The 19,124-nt window shown below is 71.7% G+C and carries 11 protein-coding genes and 1 pseudogene; 4 read left to right on the top strand and 8 right to left on the bottom strand.

Going from position 1 to position 19,124, the window contains the following annotated elements; genetic code table 11:
- Positions 1–173: 173 nt before the first annotated feature.
- Positions 174–1,279, bottom strand: a pseudogene (locus ACFOW4_RS15800) (glycoside hydrolase family 6 protein); the annotation flags it as partial.
- Between the two features lie 601 nt (positions 1,280–1,880).
- On the opposite strand from ACFOW4_RS15800, the gene ACFOW4_RS15795 reads away from it, so the two are divergent.
- On the top strand, positions 1,881–3,158 hold the full coding sequence (locus tag ACFOW4_RS15795) for a hypothetical protein (RefSeq protein WP_377528316.1): 1,278 nt from the start codon (positions 1,881–1,883) through the stop codon (positions 3,156–3,158).
- A 1-nt stretch (position 3,159) separates the two neighbouring features.
- Entirely contained in the window at positions 3,160–3,855 is a 696-nt protein-coding gene (locus ACFOW4_RS15790; protein WP_377528314.1) for a class F sortase, read from the top strand.
- Between the two features lie 72 nt (positions 3,856–3,927).
- On the opposite strand, the gene ACFOW4_RS15785 is transcribed toward ACFOW4_RS15790, so the two are convergent.
- On the bottom strand, positions 3,928–9,009 hold the full coding sequence (locus tag ACFOW4_RS15785) for an NAD-glutamate dehydrogenase (RefSeq protein ID WP_377528312.1): 5,082 nt from the start codon (positions 9,007–9,009) through the stop codon (positions 3,928–3,930).
- Positions 9,010–9,299: 290 nt separating this feature from the next.
- Here ACFOW4_RS15785 and ACFOW4_RS15780 point away from each other — a divergent pair, with 290 nt between their 5' ends.
- A complete protein-coding gene (locus ACFOW4_RS15780; RefSeq protein ID WP_377528310.1) occupies positions 9,300–11,264 on the top strand; it encodes a penicillin-binding transpeptidase domain-containing protein in 1,965 nt (654 codons plus the stop codon).
- Between the two features lie 113 nt (positions 11,265–11,377).
- Here ACFOW4_RS15780 and ACFOW4_RS15775 read toward each other — a convergent pair whose 3' ends face one another.
- The 6 genes from ACFOW4_RS15775 to ACFOW4_RS15750 all read right to left on the bottom strand — a co-directional run bounded on the left by ACFOW4_RS15775 (position 11,378) and on the right by ACFOW4_RS15750 (position 18,322).
- Positions 11,378–12,583 (bottom strand): arginase family protein, encoded by a 1,206-nt coding sequence (locus ACFOW4_RS15775; protein ID WP_377528308.1) that lies wholly within the window; start codon positions 12,581–12,583, stop codon positions 11,378–11,380.
- A gap of 69 nt (positions 12,584–12,652) precedes the next feature.
- On the bottom strand, positions 12,653–13,576 hold the full coding sequence (locus tag ACFOW4_RS15770; RefSeq protein ID WP_377528306.1) for a tetratricopeptide repeat protein: 924 nt from the start codon (positions 13,574–13,576) through the stop codon (positions 12,653–12,655).
- Positions 13,577–13,761: 185 nt separating this feature from the next.
- Positions 13,762–15,450, bottom strand: a complete 1,689-nt coding sequence (locus tag ACFOW4_RS15765) for a methylmalonyl-CoA mutase (protein ID WP_377528304.1) — start codon at positions 15,448–15,450, stop codon at positions 13,762–13,764.
- Positions 15,451–15,559: 109 nt separating this feature from the next.
- A complete protein-coding gene (locus tag ACFOW4_RS15760; protein ID WP_377528302.1) occupies positions 15,560–15,970 on the bottom strand; it encodes an Asp23/Gls24 family envelope stress response protein in 411 nt (136 codons plus the stop codon).
- A 92-nt stretch (positions 15,971–16,062) separates the two neighbouring features.
- Positions 16,063–17,067 (bottom strand): methylmalonyl Co-A mutase-associated GTPase MeaB, encoded by a 1,005-nt coding sequence (gene meaB, locus ACFOW4_RS15755; protein ID WP_377528300.1) that lies wholly within the window; start codon positions 17,065–17,067, stop codon positions 16,063–16,065.
- 55 nt (positions 17,068–17,122) lie between these two features.
- A complete protein-coding gene (locus ACFOW4_RS15750) occupies positions 17,123–18,322 on the bottom strand; it encodes an acetyl-CoA C-acetyltransferase (protein ID WP_377528298.1) in 1,200 nt (399 codons plus the stop codon).
- A gap of 62 nt (positions 18,323–18,384) precedes the next feature.
- On the opposite strand from ACFOW4_RS15750, the gene mce reads away from it, so the two are divergent.
- Positions 18,385–18,858: a methylmalonyl-CoA epimerase gene (gene mce, locus ACFOW4_RS15745; protein ID WP_377528296.1), complete on the top strand. Its 474-nt coding sequence runs from the start codon at positions 18,385–18,387 to the stop codon at positions 18,856–18,858.
- The last annotated feature ends 266 nt before the right edge of the window (positions 18,859–19,124 follow it).

The following is a 19,124-nucleotide window of genomic DNA, read 5'->3' as shown; positions in this document are numbered from 1 at the left end:
CCCCGCGTACGAAGGGTCCCCGGTCCGACCGTGGGACGGTCGAACCGGGGACTCGGCGAACCTGCCGCCGGAGTGCCTCACCCACTGCCGGCGGCGGGTGGGTGTCAGCGCGTCCCGCTCACAGCGCCGGGTACGCGTTGCGCATGAGTTCCTGGAACTGCGCGGAGAACCACCGCGGCGCTCTTGAGCATGTCGGCGGTCGGCCCGAAGTTGCTGTCCCAGCCGATCCAGCCGTGGTGCGCGGCGTCGATGTAGTTGTAGACGTTGCCGATCGGCCCGAGCTTGCTCAGCGCGTAGCCGACGCCGTTGACGTACGCGCCGTTGGCCTTGACCGTGTCACACATCGCCGTGCCGCCGGGCTGGCCGGAGGTGTTGGTCACCAGGTTCGGCAGTGAGTCGATCTCGATGATGTTGGTGATTCGCAGGTTGCGGTACTTCGGGTCGGCCTGGATCGCGGCGATGGCGTCGATGTACCCGGTCTTGTACCGGGGCAGGTCGTTCGGGCCCAGCTCACCGTTCGAGGCGAGTGCGGCACAGTCCCGGCCCGGCAGGTTGTAGATCACGAACTGGATGTACCCGGCGCCCTGGCGCAGCGCCTCGTCCAGGTGGTCACGTACCCCGAAGGCGCCGTTCGAGCTGCTTCCGGTGGTGCCGTCGATGGCGGCGATCCGGTCCAGCCACACGGCGGTCGGGTTGCTGGAGACCCGGCTGCCGCCCGGCTCGGCGTCCGCCTTGGCCTTCCACTCCGGGTTCACGTACCCCTTCACCCCGGCGTACGGGTTGTCGACCTTGCTCCCGGGGGCGGCGGAGTGGTCGGCGGGGGCGTCGTGGGCGGCGGGGTGGTCGGGCCGCCGCCGTTGCAGGGCGCGCCGTTGAGCGTGAACGAGGTGGGCTTCGGGTTGCTGCCGCTCCACGCGCCGTTGAACCCGATGCTGGTCGACGCGCCGGTGCCGAGGCCGCCGTTGTACGACAGGCTGCGCGCGGTGACCTGACCGCCGGACTGGGTGAACTCGGCCGACCAGCCCTGCTGCACCCGCTGGCCCGCGTCGGGGAAGGTCCAACCGAGCGTCCAGCCGTTGATCGGATCGCCGAGGTTCCTGATGGTGATGCTCGCGGTGAAGCCACCGGGCCAGTCGTTCGTCGAGTAGGCGACGTCGCACTGCGTCGCGGCCTGCGCTGCGGTGACGGGGATGGTCACCAAGCCGCCGGCGACCAGGGCACCCGCGCCGGCGAGCGCGAGGGCCCGGCGTTGGCCGGACAGCCTTCTCCATACGTTCATGCCACTGATCTCCTTGGGCGGGACCGGGCCCGGCGTACGGGCCGGCGGGGCGGCCCGATCGGCGTCCTGCGCGGACAGCCGCCGGTGCCGACGGATTCTTCGGGGTGCCCGACCCGGACGGGCGGTGGTGGTGAGCGGCCGGCGCGCGGCCGGTCGGCGGCGGGATGTCGTCCGGCGGACCGGATGCCCTCGACTCCTGCCTGCGCGGTGTGGCTCCGGAACCGCGTGCGTCGATTCTCGCATGGGAGCGCTTCCATCGCAATGCCTCGATGCATGCTGCCCGGACGTCCCAGCTCTGCCCGAGTCGGACGATACCGCCGAGTGAGCCCCGGGCGGCGCGAGCGGACATGCGACGGCCGGTACGGGATGACCGCTGTCGGCTGGCGCGGGCGGCCCGCAACGGCGTGGGTCGCACGGAACGCCGTGGGATGCGCGAGACGCACCGGACGGCCCGGAAAGCCATTTAGCACTCCTAAGCCGCTTACTCTCAGTAAAGGGCAGAACGTGAATGTTTCCCTTCATAGGTCGCGAAACGGTCTAACGTCGGTCGTAGCTCGGTTGTCGCCGGGCTCAGGACAACAGGGATGGAGTGACGCAGGTCATGGCTAAGAAGATGCTCGGGAAGGTCGTCGCGGGCGCCGCGCTCGGCGGCGCCTCGCTCCTGGTGTTCTCGCCGGGGATCGCGTTCGCCGACGGGCACAACGACCACGGCAAGGACCACCGCGACGGCAAGGTCTACGCCAAGCCGCACATCGTGAAGGCCGGCGACGAGGTCAAGCTCCTCGAGGTCTGCCCGGACCGCCAGGAGCACGCGTACGTGTGGTCCAAGGTCACCGGCAAGGTCAAGCTCAAGCCGGTCCGCGACGACCGGGGCGAGGACCGCCACGATTGGCGCGACGACGAGGGCAAGGACGACAAGGACAAGGGCAAGGACGAGCACGGCAAGGACGACAAGGGCAAGGACCACAACGGCAAGGACGAGCACGGCAAGGACGACAAGGACAAGGACAAGGGCAAGGACGAGCACGGCAAGGACGACAAGGGCAAGGACGACAACGGCAAGGACCACAACGGCAAGGACGAGAACGGCAAGGACGACAAGGACAAGGGCAAGGACGACAACGGCAAGGACGACAACAACGGCCAGCCGGGCGGCTACGGCGGCGGCGCTGCCGCGGACTCCTACGGCGACGAGGACAGCAAGGACTGGAAGGGCGACGAGCACGGCCAGGACGGCCGCGACGAGGACAAGAAGGACTGGGAGTCCAAGGACGACCACGGTAAGAAGGACGACGACCGCAAGGACGACCACGGCAAGAAGGACTGGGAGTCCAAGGACGACGACCGCAAGGACGACCACGGCAAGAAGGACGACGACCGCAACGGCCGTGACGAGTACGGCTCGGACAAGGACTGGGACTCCAAGGACCGTAACGACTACGGCAAGGACGACCGGGACTACGACGAGCGCGGCGACTACGGCAACGACGACCGTGGCGGCTACGGCAAGGACGACCGCGACGAGTACGGCTCGGACAAGGACTGGGACTCCAAGGACCGTGACGACTACGGCAAGGACGACCGGGACGACAAGGGTGGCCGTGACGAGGACCGCTGGGAGCACAAGCGGGACTTCGTCTACTACGGCGAGGCCAAGGTGGACAAGGACGCCCGCCCGGGTCGCTACGAGCTCAAGGGCTCCTGCGGCGAGGGTGAGCTGGTCGTGCTGCCGCGCGGCGGGGTCGACGGTGGTGACGGTGGCGCCAGCACCGGCACCGACCGGGGCCTGGCCACCGGTGGGGCGAGCCTGCTCGGCGCTGCCGCGCTGGGCGGGATCGTGCTGATGCGTCGTCGGCGGACCGATGGTTCGCTCGTCTGACGTGACGACGACACGGGCCGGCGGCCGTCACGGGAAACCGTGGCGCGCCGCCGGCGCGGCCGTCGTCGTCGCCCTGGCCCTCGCCGGCGCCGGCATGATCGGCGTCGCGATGCAGGACTCTCCCGCTCCCCGCCCACCACAGCCGCTGGCCCAGGCCGGTCCCGAGGTCTCGGCGAGCACCGGCACCGACGCGGACCTCGCCGACGGCGGAGCCTCGGAGGGCGCCGCGCCGGCCGGGCTCGCCCGCTCGGCTCCCACGACCATCGAGATCCCCAGGATCGGCGTCAACGCGAAGATCATGTCGCTGGGCACCAACCCGGACGGCACTGTCCAGGTTCCCCCGCTGGACCAGGCCGACCAGGCCGGCTGGTACGAGCCGGGCGCGAGCCCGGGCGAGACCGGCAACGCCGTCATCGTGGGGCACGTCGACTCGGCGAAGCTCGGGCCGGCCGTCTTCTTCGATCTCGGTTCGCTCACCCCCGGCGACACGATCACCGTGCGAAGGGTGGACGGCCAGCCGGCCACCTTCCGGGTCGACTCGGTGAAGTCGTACCCGAAGGCGTCCTTCCCGACCGAACTGGTCTACGGCCCCAGCGACCGCCCGGGACTGCGGGTGGTCACCTGTGGCGGCGACTTCGACCCGACCGCGAAGACCTACCTGAACAACGTGATCGTCTTCGCCAGCCTGACGAAGTGACCCTCAACACGAACGCGGTCCGGCCGGTCGGGTTCATCCCGACCGGCCGGACCGCGTCCGGCGTCGTCCAGCTCAGGCGGCGGCGGAGGTCCGCACCAGGGTGCGGATCTGGCGCAGCAGCACGGACAGGGCGGCGAGGTCCGCCCGGGACTCGTCGAACTCACCCATCGCCCGCCGGGCCCGGTGGATCGAGGTGGCGTTCGACTCCTCCCACTGGTGCACCCGCTCGTGCGGCGGCTGGTCCTCCGGCGTGGAGTCGAGCACCTCAGCGGTGAGCGCGGCCAACGCGGCGTACAGGTCGTAGCGCAGCGCCATCCGGGCCAGCGTCTGCCAGCGATCCTCCCGCGGCAGCAGGGAGATCTTCGACAGCAGCGAGTCCACCCGGAACAGGTCGGAGAGCACGAAGTAGACCGAGGCCACCTCGCCGACGTCCCGTCCGCTGCCGGTGGCGGTCTCCACCACGTCCAGCAGGCCGAAGCTGTACATCAGCCGGGTCGCCTGTTCCGCCAGCTCACGCGGCAGCCCACGCTCGGTCATCGAGTCGATGTGCGCCGCGATGCTTTCCCGCTCGGTGCCGTAGAACAGCTCTTCCATCCCCGGCAGCAGGCGGGCCACCCCGTCGCGCAGCCGGGCGATCTCGGCCGGCACGTCGATCGGCGAACGCCGGTTGGTCACCAGCCAGCGCACCGCCCGGTCGAGCAGCCGCCGGGTGTCGAGGTAGACGCTGGTCTGCAGCTCCGGGGAGATCTTGTTGTCCAGTGCCTCCACCGCGTCCCACAGCTCGCGCAGCCCGAACACCTCGCGGACCACCACGTACGCCCGGATCACGTCCGCCGCGCTGGCCGCTGTCTCCTCGACCACCCGGAAGATGAACGAGATGCCACCCCGGTTGACCGCCTCGTTCACCAGCACGGTGGTGACGATGTCCCGGCGCAGCCGGTGCCGGCCCATCCGGTCGGCGAACCGCTCGCGCATCGGCGTCGGGAAGTAGTTGACCAGGACGTCGGTCGTCCACTCCTCGTCGGCCAGCCCCTCGGTGAGGATCTCCCTCTCCAGGACGATCTTGACGTACGCGAGCAGCACCGCGAACTCCGGCGCGGTCAGCCCGGACTCGCTGCGGACCGCCAGCTCCTCGTCCGGCGGCAGCGCCTCCAGCGCCCGGTCCAGCGCGCCCGAGCGCTCCAGCTCGTTGATCATGCGGCGATGCACCGGGAGCAGCGACGCGGCCTGGGCCTGCGAGTTGTTGATCGCCCGGGCCTGGTCGTAGTTGTCCCGCAGGACCAGCTCGGCGACCTCGTCGGTCATCTCGGCCAGCAGCTCGTCCCGCTCGGCCGTGGTCAGCTCTCCGTCGGCGACCGCGGTGTTGAGCAGGATCTTGATGTTCACCTCGTGGTCGGAGGTGTCCACCCCGGCCGCGTTGTCGATGAAGTCGGTGTAGATCCGCCCACCGGTCAACGCGTACTCGATCCGGCCGAGCTGGGTCCAGCCCAGGTTGCCGCCCTCGCCCGCCACCCGGCAGCGCAGGGCCCGCCCGTCCACCCGGATCGCGTCGTTGGACTTGTCGCCCACCTCCGCGTTGGTCTGGCTGGACGCCTTGACGTAGGTGCCGATGCCGCCGTTCCAGAACAGGTCCACCGGCGCGGTGAGGATCGCCTTCATCAGCTCCTGCGGAGAGAGCTGCGTGACGTCGTCGTCCAGGCCGATCGCCGCCCGGACCTGCGGCGTGATCGGGATGGACTTGGCGGTACGCGGGAAGATGCCGCCGCCGGCCGAGATCAGCTCCGGGTTGTAGTCCTCCCACGACGAGCGGGGCAGGTCGAACAGCCGCCGACGCTCCGCGTACGAGGTGGCCGCGTCCGGGTCCGGGTCGAGGAAGATGTGCCGGTGGTCGAAGGCGGCCACCAGCCGGATGTGCTCGGAGAGCAGCATCCCGTTGCCGAACACGTCGCCGGACATGTCACCCACGCCGACCACCGTGAAGTCCTGGGTCTGGGTGTCCAGGCCCATCTCCCGGAAGTGCCGCTTGACCGACTCCCAGGCGCCCCGGGCCGTGATGCCCATCCGCTTGTGGTCGTAGCCGGCGGAACCGCCGGAGGCGAACGCGTCGCCCAACCAGAAGTTGTGCGCCTTGGAGATCTCGTTGGCGATGTCGGAGAACGTGGCGGTGCCCTTGTCCGCGGCGACCACCAGGTACGGGTCGTCGCCGTCGTGCCGGACCACGTCGTCGGGCGGGACGATCTGCCCGCCCGAGATGTTGTCGGTGACGTCGAGCATCGCGCCGACGAACTCCTGGTAGCAGGCGACCGCCTCGTCCCGGTCGCCCGGCTTCTGCTTCAGCACGAAGCCGCCCTTGGCGCCCACCGGCACGATCACGGTGTTCTTCACCATCTGCGCCTTGACCAGGCCGAGCACCTCGGTACGGAAGTCCTCCCGCCGGTCGGACCAGCGCAGCCCGCCCCGGGCCACCGGCCCGAACCGCAGGTGCACACCCTCGAACCGGGGCGAGTAGACGAAGATCTCGAACTTCGGCCGGGGTGCCGGCAGGTCCGGGATCGCCTGCGGGTCGAGCTTGAAGGCCACGTACGCCTTCGGCCGCCCGCCGATCGGCTTCTGGTAGAAGCTGGTCCGCAGGGTCGCCTGGATCAGCGTCAGGTACGAGCGCAGGATGCGGTCCTGGTCGAGGCTCGCCACGTCGTCGAGCGCCGCGCGGATGGTCTCCACAAGTTCACCGCTGCGCTGCTGGCGCTGCTCGGTGTCGAGCGTCCCCGGCGCGAACCGGGTCTCGAAGAGCTCGACCAGCAGCGCGGCGATCTTCGGGTACGCGATGAAGGTCTGCTCCATGTAGTCCTGCGAGAAGACCGTGCCGGCCTGACGCAGGTACTTCGCGTACGCCCGCAGCACCACCACCTGCCGCCAGGTCAGCCCACCACGCAGCACCAGCTCGTTGAACCGGTCCACCTCGGCCTCGCCGCGCCAGGCCGCCGCGAACGCGTTCTCCACGTGCGGACGGACCTCGGCCAGCTCCTGGTGCCCCTCGGGCAGCAGCAGGCCGAAGTCGTAGAGGTAGATCCGGCCGTCGATCCGGTCCACCTCGTACGGGTGCTCGTCGACGACCCGTACGCCCAGGGAGTGCAGCACCGGCAGCACCGCGGAGAGCATCATCGGCTCGCCGTACCGGTAGACCTTGAAACGGACGTCCATCGCCTCGATCAGGTCCGCGCCGGGCGGCCGGGTCCCCGGCCGGGGCACCAACTGCTTGCGGAACAGGTGCATCTCCAGCTGGCCGGGCTCCTCCAGCAGCTCCAGCTTCGCCAGGTCCTTCATCGCCTCGTACGGCGTGTGCCCGTCCTTGTAGCCCTCCGGGAACGCGTCGGCGTACCGGGCGAACAGGTGCTTGGCCTGCTCGTCGCCGAGCTTGCGCTCCAGCACCAGCCGGTAGTCGTCGTCCCACAGCCGGGTGGCGTCGGCCAGCTCCTCGGCGAGCAGGTCGGCGTCGATGTCGCCGGGCGGCTTCGTCGGGTCGGTGCGGACGATGAAGTGCACCCGGGCCAGCATCGACTCGGTGACCCGGGTGGTGTAGTCCACCCCGACGCCGTTCAGCTCGCGCAGCAGGATGTCCTGCATACGCAGCCGGTTCTGGGTGGTGAACCGGTCCCGGGGCAGGTAGATCAGGCAGGAGATGAACCGGCCGTACGCGTCCCGGCGCAGGAAGACCCGCAACTGCCGGCGGCCGGCCATCCGCAGCACACCGATCACCGCGTGGTACAGGTCGTCGGTCTTGATCTGGAACAGCTCGTCGCGCGGGTAGGTCTCCAGGATCTGCAGCAGGTCCTTGCCGGAGTGGCTGCGCTGGCTCAGGCCGGAGCGGTCCAGCACCTCGGCGACCTTGCGGCGCACCACCGGCAGCTCCCGCACGCTGGTGCGGTACGCGGCGGTGGAGAACAGGCCCAGGAAGCGCCGCTCGCCAATCACCTCACCGGCCTCGTTGAACACCTTGAAGCCGATGTAGTCCAGGTACGCCGAGCGGTGCACGGTGGCCCGCGAGTTGGCCTTCGTGATGATCAGAAGGCGCTTCTCCAGCACCTTCTCGTGCGCCTCGGGGTTCAACGAGGACAACGCCCGGGCGTCCGGGGAGTCCGAGCGCAGGATACCCAGGCCGGTGCCGAGCACCGCCTCCAACGCCTTGCCGTCGACCGCGTCCGCGTCGTCCCCGCCGGGCACGTCCACGAGCCGGTACTCCCGGTAGCCCAGGAAGGTGAAGTGGTCGTGGGCGAGCCAGCGCAGCAGCTCCACCGAGTCGGTGATGTCCTTCTCCGGCACCGGTGGGCGGTTGTCCGAGGTGCGGGCCGAGGCCAGCTCGTCGGCGAGGGCGAGAGCCCGCTGGCGCATCTTCGGCCAGTCCTCCACGGCCTCGCGCACGTCGGTGAGCACCCGCTGGAGTTCCCGGCGCAGCCGGTCCCGCTCGTCGGCGTCGCGGACCGGGTCGATCTCGATCCGCATCCAGCTCTCGATGATGTCACCGGCGATCGCGTCGTCCGGCTCCACGTCCGCCGAGACCTCGGTGAGCCGGCCCAGCGGCTCGCGCCGGACCACCACCAGCGGGTGGACGAGCAGGTGCACGTCCAGGTGGTACGAGTTGAGCAGCGCGGTGACCGAGTCGACCAGGAACGGCATGTCGTCGGTGACGATCTCGATGACCGTGTGGTGCTGGTCGGCGTGGGGTTCGTGGATCCGTAGTTTCAACTCCCCCGGAACCCGCTGCTGGGCGAGGTCCCGGTGCGCCCGGGCCGCGTCCAGCATCTCCTCGGCGGTGAAGCCGATCAGCTCCTCGTCCGGCGCGAACCGCCAGAAGCGCCCGACCAGGGTCGCCGCGTCGTGGTCGTCCCCGGCGAGCGCGACCGCCTGGGCCACTAGGCGCTCCGCGTTGGGTACCGGTTCGTCGAGTTCGGCGTCCTCCACGTCGTCGGCCAGCGCCTCGGTCGGCACGCCCATGTCGTAGATGGTGTCGATGCTCGAACCGGTCATGCCGGTGACTCCCGTGTCGAGTCGGCCGTAGCCGTCCCCGTCGGTCGCCGAATCGAAGCTGTCGTCGTCCCGGCCGGAGTCATCCTGCCGGAGGTCGGGTTCCGGTTTGATCGCCGGACGCCGGTCCATCGGTGCCACTCCCCTCGACCCACCGCGTTGTGGGTCACTCTGCCGCCCAGGGTATGCCTGCCGCTCTGCCCCTTCGTCGGCGGACCACTGGCCGGACGTCCGGATCGGGACTCTGTCCTTTCACCCGTTGCGGGTCCGAGGTTGGCTGGCTGCGGGATACCCCGCCACGCGATGTTCATCACATGCTCGCGGGTCCGTCTTCCCGCGCGCGGGCCGCCGACCGGGGACGATGCGGACAGCGTGGGCGTACTACCGTGCAGGACAGTCCGAAACCCGGAAGGACCTGCTCCATGCACCTGGCGTCACCGCATGCCCGCCCACGGTCCCGCGTCCGCCGAGCGGTGGCGGCGCTCGCCGCGACCGTTCTCGCCGCCGGCGCCCTGACCGCCTGCTCGGGCGAGGACGGGCCGCAACGCAGCCTCGACGCCTTCCTCGCCGGCTGGCGCAAGGGCGACCTCCAGGCGGTGGGCCTCGTCGACCCCACCGGCGCCAAGCTGGCGTCGGGCAAGGTGATGGCCGAGATCAAGGAGCTCTCCGGCGAGTTGGCGGGCACCCCGCCCACGCTGACCCGCCGCGGCGAGCCGAAGATCACCGCCGACATCGCGACCGCGAGCATCCGGGTGGAGTGGAACCTGCCCGGTCAGACCCGCTGGGCCTACGACCGCGAGGTACGGCTCGCCCACGGCGACGACGACCAGTGGCAGGTGATCTGGGAGCCCCGGGTGCTGCACGAGCAGCTCACCACGGGCGACCGGCTGGGGCTGCGCCGGGACACGGGCCCCCGGGCCGCGCTGCTCGACGGGGCCGGGCAGCCCATCGTGGCGCCCCGTCCGGTGGTCCGGGTGGGCGTGCAGCCCAGCGAGGTCACCGAAATCAGGAAGCTGGTCAAGGACCTGGACGCCGCCTTCAAGGCGATCCGCCCAGCCCTGGTCCCCGCGGTCGACCTGGCCGATCTGCCCAAGCGGGTGTCGGCGGCCGAGCCGGGCGCCTTCGTCGAGGTGGTGACGCTGCGCGAGGAGGCGTACAAGCAGATCAAGCCTCGGATCTACGACCTGCCGGGCACGAAGTTCCAGGCCGACAAGCTCGACCTGGCGCCGGCCCGGGAGTTCGCCCGCGCGCTGCTCGGCTCGGTCGACCCGGCCCAGGCCGACGACCTGGCGGCGCACCCCGACCGGTACGAAGCCGGCGACCTCGTCGGGCACGGCGGGTTGCAGGGGCGTTACGACGAGCGGCTGCGCGGCGCCCCCGGCCTCACCGTGCTGGTCGAGCGTCCCGCCGGGGACGGCACCCTGACGCCCACCGGCACCGAGCTGTTCCGCCGGGAGCCGCAGCCCGGGCAGGCGGTCCGAACCACCCTGGACATCGCCACCCAGAACGCCGCCGACACGGCGCTGCGCGCCGAACCGCGCCGGTCCGCGCTGGTCGCCGTACGGGTCAGCGACGGCGCCGTGCTCGCCGCGGCGAACGGCCCCGGGCCGGCCGGGGAGAACCTCGCCTTCACCGCCCAGGTGCCGCCGGGCTCCACGTTCAAGATGGTCAGCGCGCTGGGCCTGCTCGACCGGGGAGCGGTCACCCTGGACGGCACGGTGAACTGCGAGAAGACGTTCACGGTGGACGGCCGCTCGTTCAAGAACTCCGACAACTTCGCGCTCGGCCCGGTGCCGTTCCGCACCGACTTCGCCAAGTCCTGCAACACCGCCTTCGCCGCGCTGGCACCGGAGCTCGGCGGCGACGGGCTGGCCGTCGCCGGCCGCTCGCTCGGCCTGGAGGGGCAGTGGGACCTGGGCGCGGACGCGTTCACCGGCAAGGTGTCGGTGAACGGCAGCCCGGCCGAGCAGGCCGCTGCCGCGTTCGGCCAGGGGACCACGCTGGTCAGCCCGCTGGCCATGGCCGGCGCCACGGCCGCGGTGGCCCGGGGCCGGTTCGAGCAACCGAAGCTGGTGTCGGACCCGGCGCCGGCGAAGCCCGCTCCGGCCGGCGAGCAGCTCAAGCCGGCGTCGGTCGAGGCGCTGCGCACGATGATGCGCGAGGTGGTCACCGCCGGCACCGGCAGCGCGCTCAAGGACGTGCCGGGTGGCCCGGTGTACGGCAAGACCGGCACCGCCGAGTACGACGACAACCCGGCCCACACGCACGCCTGGTTCGTCGGCTGGCGGGGCGACGTGGCGTTCGCCGTCTTCGTCGAGAAGGGCGGCGCCAGCACCGCCTCGGCCGTCCCGATCGCCGAACGCTTCCTCCGCGCCCTCCCCCGCTGACGCCCCGCGGCCCCGCCGGCTGCGCTGATCGACTCGGGTTCACGGACGTCGGGGTGTCCCGCACACGCGGACACCCCACGTGCGGGGAACGGAATGGATCAGCCCCGGCTGGGTCAGGCGATGCCGGCGGTGGACGGGGTGGGGCCGTCGTCGTCGGCGGGCTGGTCGTGCGCCGGCTGGACCGGGCGACGCAGCCGACCGGCGCCGGCCGAGGATGGCGGGCCGACGGGCTCCAACCGGCTCGACTCCTGCGACGCGACCGAGCCGGCCGGATCGGCCTGCGGAGGGATCTCCGCAGGGCGTGGATCGCCGCCGTTCGCCGCCGGGGTGGGCGCGGGGCGACCGTTGCCGCGGCGCGGGCCGGGAGCGGCCGACCGGCCCGGCAGCAGCCGGGGCGGCACCGCCTCCGGGGCGGTGACCGGCGCCAGCCCGGCCACCACGGTGTTGACGATCTCCGCGGCGTAGGAGCCGTCCGGGTCGTAGTCGGGGTCGAAGACGGTCAGCTCGACCCCGAGGCAGTGCGGGGTGTCGACCAGCCCGGCGAGCAGGATCTCCAGCTCGGCGAAGGCGATCCCGCCCGGGTCCGGAGCGTCCACCGCCGGCATCACCGCCGGGTCCAGCACGTCCACGTCGATGTGCACCCAGTAGCCCGCGCAGTCGGCGAGCTGCTCGTGCGCCCACTGGGCCGTGCGGGCGGCCCCCTCGGCGCGCAGCGCCGGCACCGGCCGGGTGGTGATGCCGGCCGCCTGGAGGTCGAGCCGGTACTCGTCCTGCGCGCGGATGCCGAGCACCACCACGTCGATGTCGCGGAAGTACGGCCGGCGTCCCTCCAGGGCGGCCAGGTCGGCCTGCCCGCGCCCGGTCACCAGGGCCAGGTCCTCACCGGCCGCCGCGCCCACGTAGGAGGCGTTGCCGGGATGCCTGAAGTCGGAGTGCCCGTCGACGAAGACCAACCCGATGCGGCCGCCGACCGCCTCACCGAGGCGGTGCATGGCCAGCGCCGAGCCGAGCAGGACCGAGCAGTCTCCGCCCAGCACCAGCGGGAACTCGCCCCGGTCGATGATGGAGCCGATCCGCTCGGCCAGCGCCATCGAGTAGTCGGCGATCTCCCGGGCGTGGCACACCCCGTCGCCGGGGCGCCAGTCGCCCGGGTCGTACCGGGGTGGGGTGATGCAGCCGGCGTCGCGGGCCCGCAGCCGGGCGAGCAGGTCGTGGTCGCGCAGCGCACCCGGCGCCTTGCCGCAGCCGGGGACCGACGTGGACGTCGGCGGCCGCAGACCGAGATTTGTCGGCGCGTCGAGGACGGCGATCCGGCGCATCGTGAGCTCCCGTCCTCGGTGGTCGGGCGGGCCGGCCGGGAGGCCGGCCCGCGCTGGCGTGCTACGAACTCAGAACAGGGCGCTGGCCAGGGCCCGGCGAGCCGACGCGACCGCCGGATCGTCCGGGCCGGCGATGGTGAACAGCGAGACCAGGTGCTGGCGGACCTTCTCCCGGTCCTCGCCGGCGGTCCGCCGGACCAGGCCCACCAGCCGGGCGTACGCCTGCTCGGCCAGGCCGCTGAGCACCTCGATGTCGGCGGCGAGCAGTTGGGCGTCCACGTCGTCCGGCGCCTGCTCGGCGGCGGCGAGCGCGGCGCGCGGGTCGGTGCCGGCGACCCGGCGGGCCACCCCGACCTGGGCCAGGCCCGCCTCGGCCGCGGCGTCCGCGGGGGCGTCGGCCAGGATCTTGCGGTACGCCCGCTCGGCGGCGTCCAGGTCGCCGCTCATCAGCGCGTCGTCCGCCTCGTCGAGGCGGGGGTCCTCGGGCTCGGCGACGGTCACGCCGGCGGCCTTGAGCACCGCCCCGATCCACTGCCGCAGCTGGGCCTCCGGCACCACCCCGGAGAAGGCGTCGATCGGCTGGCCGCCGACCACGGCGTAGACCATGGGGATGCCCTGCACCCGGAACATCTGGGCGATCCGCGGGTTCTCCTGCACGTCGACCCGGGCCAGCACCCACGCGCCGCCCCCCTCGGCGGCGAGCTGCTCCAGCACCGGGGCGAACTGGTCGCTCTCCGGGAAGCCGGCCGCGCCGAAGAAGACCACCACGGGCATGGTCATGGACCGTTCGAGCACCTCGGCCTGGAGGGTCGCCTCGGTCACGTCGACAACGGGGGCGTCGCCACCGGCGGCGGGGGTGCCGGGGGAACCGCCGGAGGGACCGGCTTGCGAGGGTGTGCCGGGGCGGGTACTGGCTGGTGCGGCGCCGCGCAGCGTGCTGAGGTCGACCGCGCCGCGGGTGAAGATCGACGAGGTGATCCGTGGGTCGCTCATGGTTACCTAGTCTCGCACGTGTACAGCGGAACTCAGATCAACCGCGACGGCGACAGTTGCGACTCTCACCCCTGCTCATCGCCCCTACCCCCGCCCTTCCGCGATCGTGCACTCCGCGCCCCCGTTGTGCGGCTTTCGCGGCATTCGGTGGGGCGGCGGGTGCACGATCGCGGAAGGGGGAAGGGTCAGAAGCGGGCGGGTTCGCGGTAGATGCCCCACTCGGCGCGCAGGGCGTCACAGATCTCGCCGAGGGTCGCCTCGGCGCGGACGGCGTCGAGCATGGCCGGGATCATGTTCCCGTCGGTGCGGCTGACCTCGACCATCCGGGTCACCGCGGCGCGTACGGCGGCCTCGTCGCGGCCGGCCTTGCGCTCGGCCAGCACCCGGCGCTGCTCCAGCTCCACCTCGTGCGAGATGCGCAGGATCTCCAGTTCCTTGGCCGTGGTGCTGGTGTGGCAGTTGACCCCGACGATCTTCTTGTCACCCTTTTCCAGGGCCTGCTGGTAGACGAAGGCCGACTCGGCGATGTGCCCGGTGAACCAGCCGTCCTCGATGCCCCGCAGGATGCCGGAGGTCATCGGCCCGATCTGGTGCGGGCCCTCCCCACCGAGCTGCATGATCCGGGCGAAGATCTCCTCCGCCTCGGCCTCGATCTTGTCGGTGAGCGCCTCGACGTACCAGGAGCCGCCGAGCGGGTCAGCCACGTTGACCACGCCGGTCTCCTCCATCAGCACCTGCTGGGTACGCAGGGCGATCTCGGCGGACTCGTCGGTGGGCAGCGCCAGGGTCTCGTCGAGGGCGTTGGTGTGCAGCGAGTTGGTCCCGCCGAGCACCGCGGCGAGGGCCTCCACGGCCGTCCGGACCACGTTGTTGACCGGCTGCTGCGCGGTCAGCGACACCCCGGCGGTCTGGGTGTGGAACCGCAGCCAGAGGGCCTTCTCGCTGGTCGCGCCGTAGACGTCGCGCAGCCAGCGGGCCCAGATGCGCCGGGCGGCACGGAACTTGGCGATCTCCTCGAAGAAGTCGACGTGCGAGTCGAAGAAGAAGCTCAGCCCCGGCGCGAAGACGTTGACGTCCAACCCACGGCTCAGCCCCAGCTCGACGTAGCCGAAACCGTCGGCCAGGGTGTACGCCAGCTCCTGCGCGGCGGTCGAGCCGGCCTCGCGGATGTGGTAGCCGGAGACCGACAGCGGCTTGTAGCGCGGGATCTCCCGGGCGCAGTACTCCATCAGGTCGCCGATGAGGCGCAGGTGCGGCTCGGGGTCGAAGAGCCACTCCTTCTGCGCGATGTACTCCTTGAAGATGTCGGTCTGCAGGGTGCCGTCCAGCTTGGACAGGTCGGCGCCCTGCCGCTCGGCGGCGACCAGGTACATGCAGAACACCGGCACGGCCGGGCCGGAGATGGTCATCGAGGTGGTGACGCCGGCCAGGTCGATGCCGTCGAAGAGCGCCTGCATGTCGGTGGCGGTGTCGATGGCGACGCCGCAGTGGCCGACCTCGCCGAGCGCCTGCGGGTCGTCGGAGTCGCGGCCCATCAGGGTGGGCATGTCGAACGCGACCGAGAGCCCGCCGCCACCGGCGCCGAGGATCATCTTGTAGCGCTCGTTGGTCTGCTGGGCGTTGCCGAAGCCGGCGAACTGCCGGATGGTCCAGGTCCGCCCCCGGTAGCCGGTCGGGTACAGACCCCGGGTGTACGGGTACTCGCCGGGCCAGCCGATCCGCTCGAAGCCCGGGTAGGCGGCGCCCTCCGGCGGCCCGTACACCGGGTCGACGGGCATCCCCGAGAGCGTGGTGAAGTCGGCGTCCCGCTTGCGCGCGGCGTCGTACCGGGCCTGCCAGCGTGCCCGTCCGGCGGCGATCTCGTCGGCGTCCATGCGCAGGGCTCCTCCTTGGGTCCTCGACTGCACGTCGAGTGTAGAGCCCACTCCTGAACGATCGCTAAGGCAAGTCGTACCGGCGGGTAACCTGAGCTGCGCCGGACCGTCAGACGGCCGGTGCCGCAGGCCCGCCCATCGCCACGTCGTCGACCCGGATGTTGACCTCGTCGACCCGCAGCCCGTACGCCTCGACCGCCGCGCAGACCTGGGCCCGCACCTGGCCGGTCACCTCGGGAACCGGGTAGCCGGCCTCGATCACCAGCACCAGGTTGACCACGGCGGCGTCCCCGGTGACGTGGGCCGAGCAACCGCGCCGGGCGTCACCCAGCTGGTCCAGACCGACCCGGTCGAGCACCGAGTTGAAGAACCGGGCCACGTCCCCGCCGAGCTCGGCCACCCCGGGCACCGCCCGCGCCGCCGCCACGGCGATCTTCTCGATCACCTCGTCGGAAACCTGGGTCGCCCCGCCGGCCACCGCCGGCACCGTGGCCAGCTCCCGCGTCGACTCGTCGCTCACGTACCGCTCCCCTGCTGTCGCACCCGGCCCCCGGTGGGGCGGTGCGAGCCTACAAGGGCCAGGTGCCGCCGGGGTGTCCCCGGTGGAGGGTGTCAGCGGGCGAGCTGGGAGAGCAGCGCGTCGGCAGCCGCGTACGGGTCGAGGGCGCCCTCGGCCACCCTGGCGGCGAGCGTCGGCAGCTCCGTACCGTCGCGCAGCGAACCGATCCGGGCGCGGAGCGCGCCGAGCGCGATCGCCTCGATCTCGGCGGCGGCCCGCGTCTCCTGGCGGCGGCGCAGCTCGCCGTGCTCGACCAGCCAGCCCCGGTGCTTGTCGATGGCGGCGGCGATGTCGTCGATGCCCTCGCCGCGCGCGGCCACCGAGCGGACCACCTGCGGTCGCCACTGGCCCGGACCGCGTTCGCCGAGCGCGATCATGCCCTGGATGTCGCGGACGGTGGCGTCGGCGCCGTCCCGGTCGGCCTTGTTCACCACGAACACGTCGGCAATCTCCAGGATGCCGGCCTTGACCGCCTGGATCGCGTCGCCCATGCCGGGCGCGAGCAGCACCAGCGTGGTGTCGGCCAGCGAGGCGACCTCCACCTCGGCCTGCCCGACGCCGACGGTCTCCACCAGCACCACGTCGCAGCCGGCGCCCTCCAGCACCCGGACCGCCTGCGGCGTGGCCGCGGCCAGCCCGCCGAGGTGCCCCCGGCTGGACATGGACCGGATGTAGACGCCCGGGTCGGTGGCGTGGTCCTGCATCCGGACCCGGTCGCCGAGGATCGCGCCGCCGGTGAACGGGCTGGACGGGTCGACGGCCAGCACGCCCACCCGGTGCCCGCGTGCCCGCAGCGACCGGACCAGCTCGTTGGTGGTGGTCGACTTGCCCACCCCGGGTGAGCCGGTCAGCCCCACGACCTGGGCCTGACCGGCGTACGGGGCCAGCGCGGAGGCGATCGCCGGCAGCAGCTCGTCGCCGTTCTCGACCAGCGTGATCAGGCGGGCCACCGCGCGGGGGTCACCCGCGCGGGCCCGCTCGACCAGCTGGGGTACGTCCCGGCTGCGGCGCACCGACGGCGCGCCGGTAGCCGGGACGTGCTCGACCGCTTCGCTCACTGCGCCATCTTCGTTCGCGACTGCGGGGCTCGCAGAACCGGCTCACTCCTCGCGCTCACTGGTTGGCCGCCGCGCTTTCCGGAACGTGGATGATCAGCGCGTCGCCCTGCCCGCCACCGCCGCAGAGCGCCGCCGCGCCGGTGCCGCCGCCACGCCGCTTCAGCTCCAGCGCGAGGGTGAGCACCAGCCGGGCGCCGGACATGCCGATCGGGTGGCCGAGCGCGATCGCCCCGCCGTTGACGTTGACCTTGTCCGCGCTGATGCCGAGGTCACGGGTGGACTGGACGCCGACCTGGGCGAACGCCTCGTTGATCTCGATCAGGTCGAGGTCGGAGACGCTCAGGCCGCCCTTCTTCAGGGCGTGGTTGATCGCGTTCGACGGCTGCGAGTGCAGCGAGTTGTCCGGACCTGCCACGTTGCCGTGCGCGCCGATCTCGGCCAGCCAGGTGAGCCCCAGCTCCTTGGCCTTGGCCTTGCTCATCACGACCACGGCGGCGGCACCGTCGGAGATCGGCGAGGAGCTGCCGGCGGTGATCGTGCCGTCCTTCGTGAACGCGGGGCGCAGCTTGGCCAGCGACTCGACGGTGGTGTCCGGGCGGATGCCCTCGTCCTCGCTGATCACCAGCGGCTCGCCCTTGCGCTGCGGGATGACCACGGGGGTGATCTCCTCGGCGAAGTGGCCGTTCTTCTGGGCGGCGGCGGCCCGCTGGTGGCTGGCCGCGGCGAACGCGTCCTGCTCCTCGCGGCTGATGCCGTGCTTCGTGCCCAGGCGCTCGGTGGACTCGCCCATCGAGCAGCAGTCCCAGGCGTCGGTGAGCCCGTCCAGCGCCATGTGGTCCTTGACCACCACGTCGCCGTACTTGTAGCCGCCGCGCTGGCCGAGCAGCAGGTGCGGGGCGTTGGTCATCGACTCCATGCCGCCGGCCACCACGATGTCGAACTCGCCGGCCCGGATCAGCTGGTCGGCCAGGGCGATCGCGTCCAGGCCGGAGAGGCAGACCTTGTTGATGGTCAGCGCCGGCACGGACATCGGGACGCCCGCCTCGACCGCCGCCTGCCGGGCCGGGATCTGGCCGGCGCCGGCCTGGAGCACCTGCCCCATGATCACGTACTGGACCTGGTCACCGCGCACGCCGGCCCGTTCCAGGGCCGCCTTGATCGCGATCCCGCCGAGCTTCGTGGCCGGGAGGTCCTTGAGGTTGCCCAGCAGGCGCCCCATGGGGGTCCGCGCGCCGCTGACGATCACCGAAGCCATACCTGCCTCCGAGGGGGGTGCCGACCTGTACGCCTTAACGATTGTTCGGCCAGACTAGCGCCATGGCTGAGAACTCCCCCGCCGAGCCCGCTGCGGACTACGTCACAGACATCGGGCTCCGCAAGATCGATCACGTCGGAGTCGCGGTGGCCGACCTGGACGCCGCGATCGACTTCTACCAGCGGACGTTCGGGATGCGCTGCGTGCACACCGAGACCAACACCGAACAGGGTGTCCGGGAGGCGATGCTGGCCGTCGGCCCGACCGCCGAGGGTGGCTGCGTGCAGTTGCTCGCGCCGCTGACGCCGGAGTCGACGATCGCCAGGTTCCTCGACCGCAACGGCCCCGGCGTGCAGCAGGTGGCGTACACCGTGGTGGACATCGACGTGGCCTGCGCGGCGCTGCGCGAACGTGGCCTGCGGCTGCTCTACGACACTCCGCGCCGCGGCACCGCCGACTCCCGGATCAACTTCGTGCACCCGAAGGACGCTGGCGGCGTCCTCGTCGAACTCGTCCAGCCCGCCGCCACCCACTGACCGCGCAAGGAAGGGCCCCTTCTTAACGCCTCGTGCATAGCCGGGGCCCCTCCTAACCGCGCGCTTGAGGCAGCGCGAGCACGTCTCTGCGCGGTTGGGGGCGCGGCCGGGCACCTTCACGCATCGGCGGATGCAGTTTTTCACAGAGGACTTCCGGCCCTAGCTACCGTTCAGTAACGTCCCGGCCCACAGGAGCGCGGCCGGTGCCGGATGTGTCGGAAACCGACATGGTGGTCGGTCGCACCGGCGCCGACGATGGCAGCACC

The sequence above is a fragment of the Micromonospora sp. GCM10011542 genome (genome assembly GCF_042650685.1).
GTDB lineage: Bacteria > Actinomycetota > Actinomycetes > Mycobacteriales > Micromonosporaceae > Micromonospora.
This window is presented reverse-complemented; position numbering and strand designations above follow the sequence as displayed.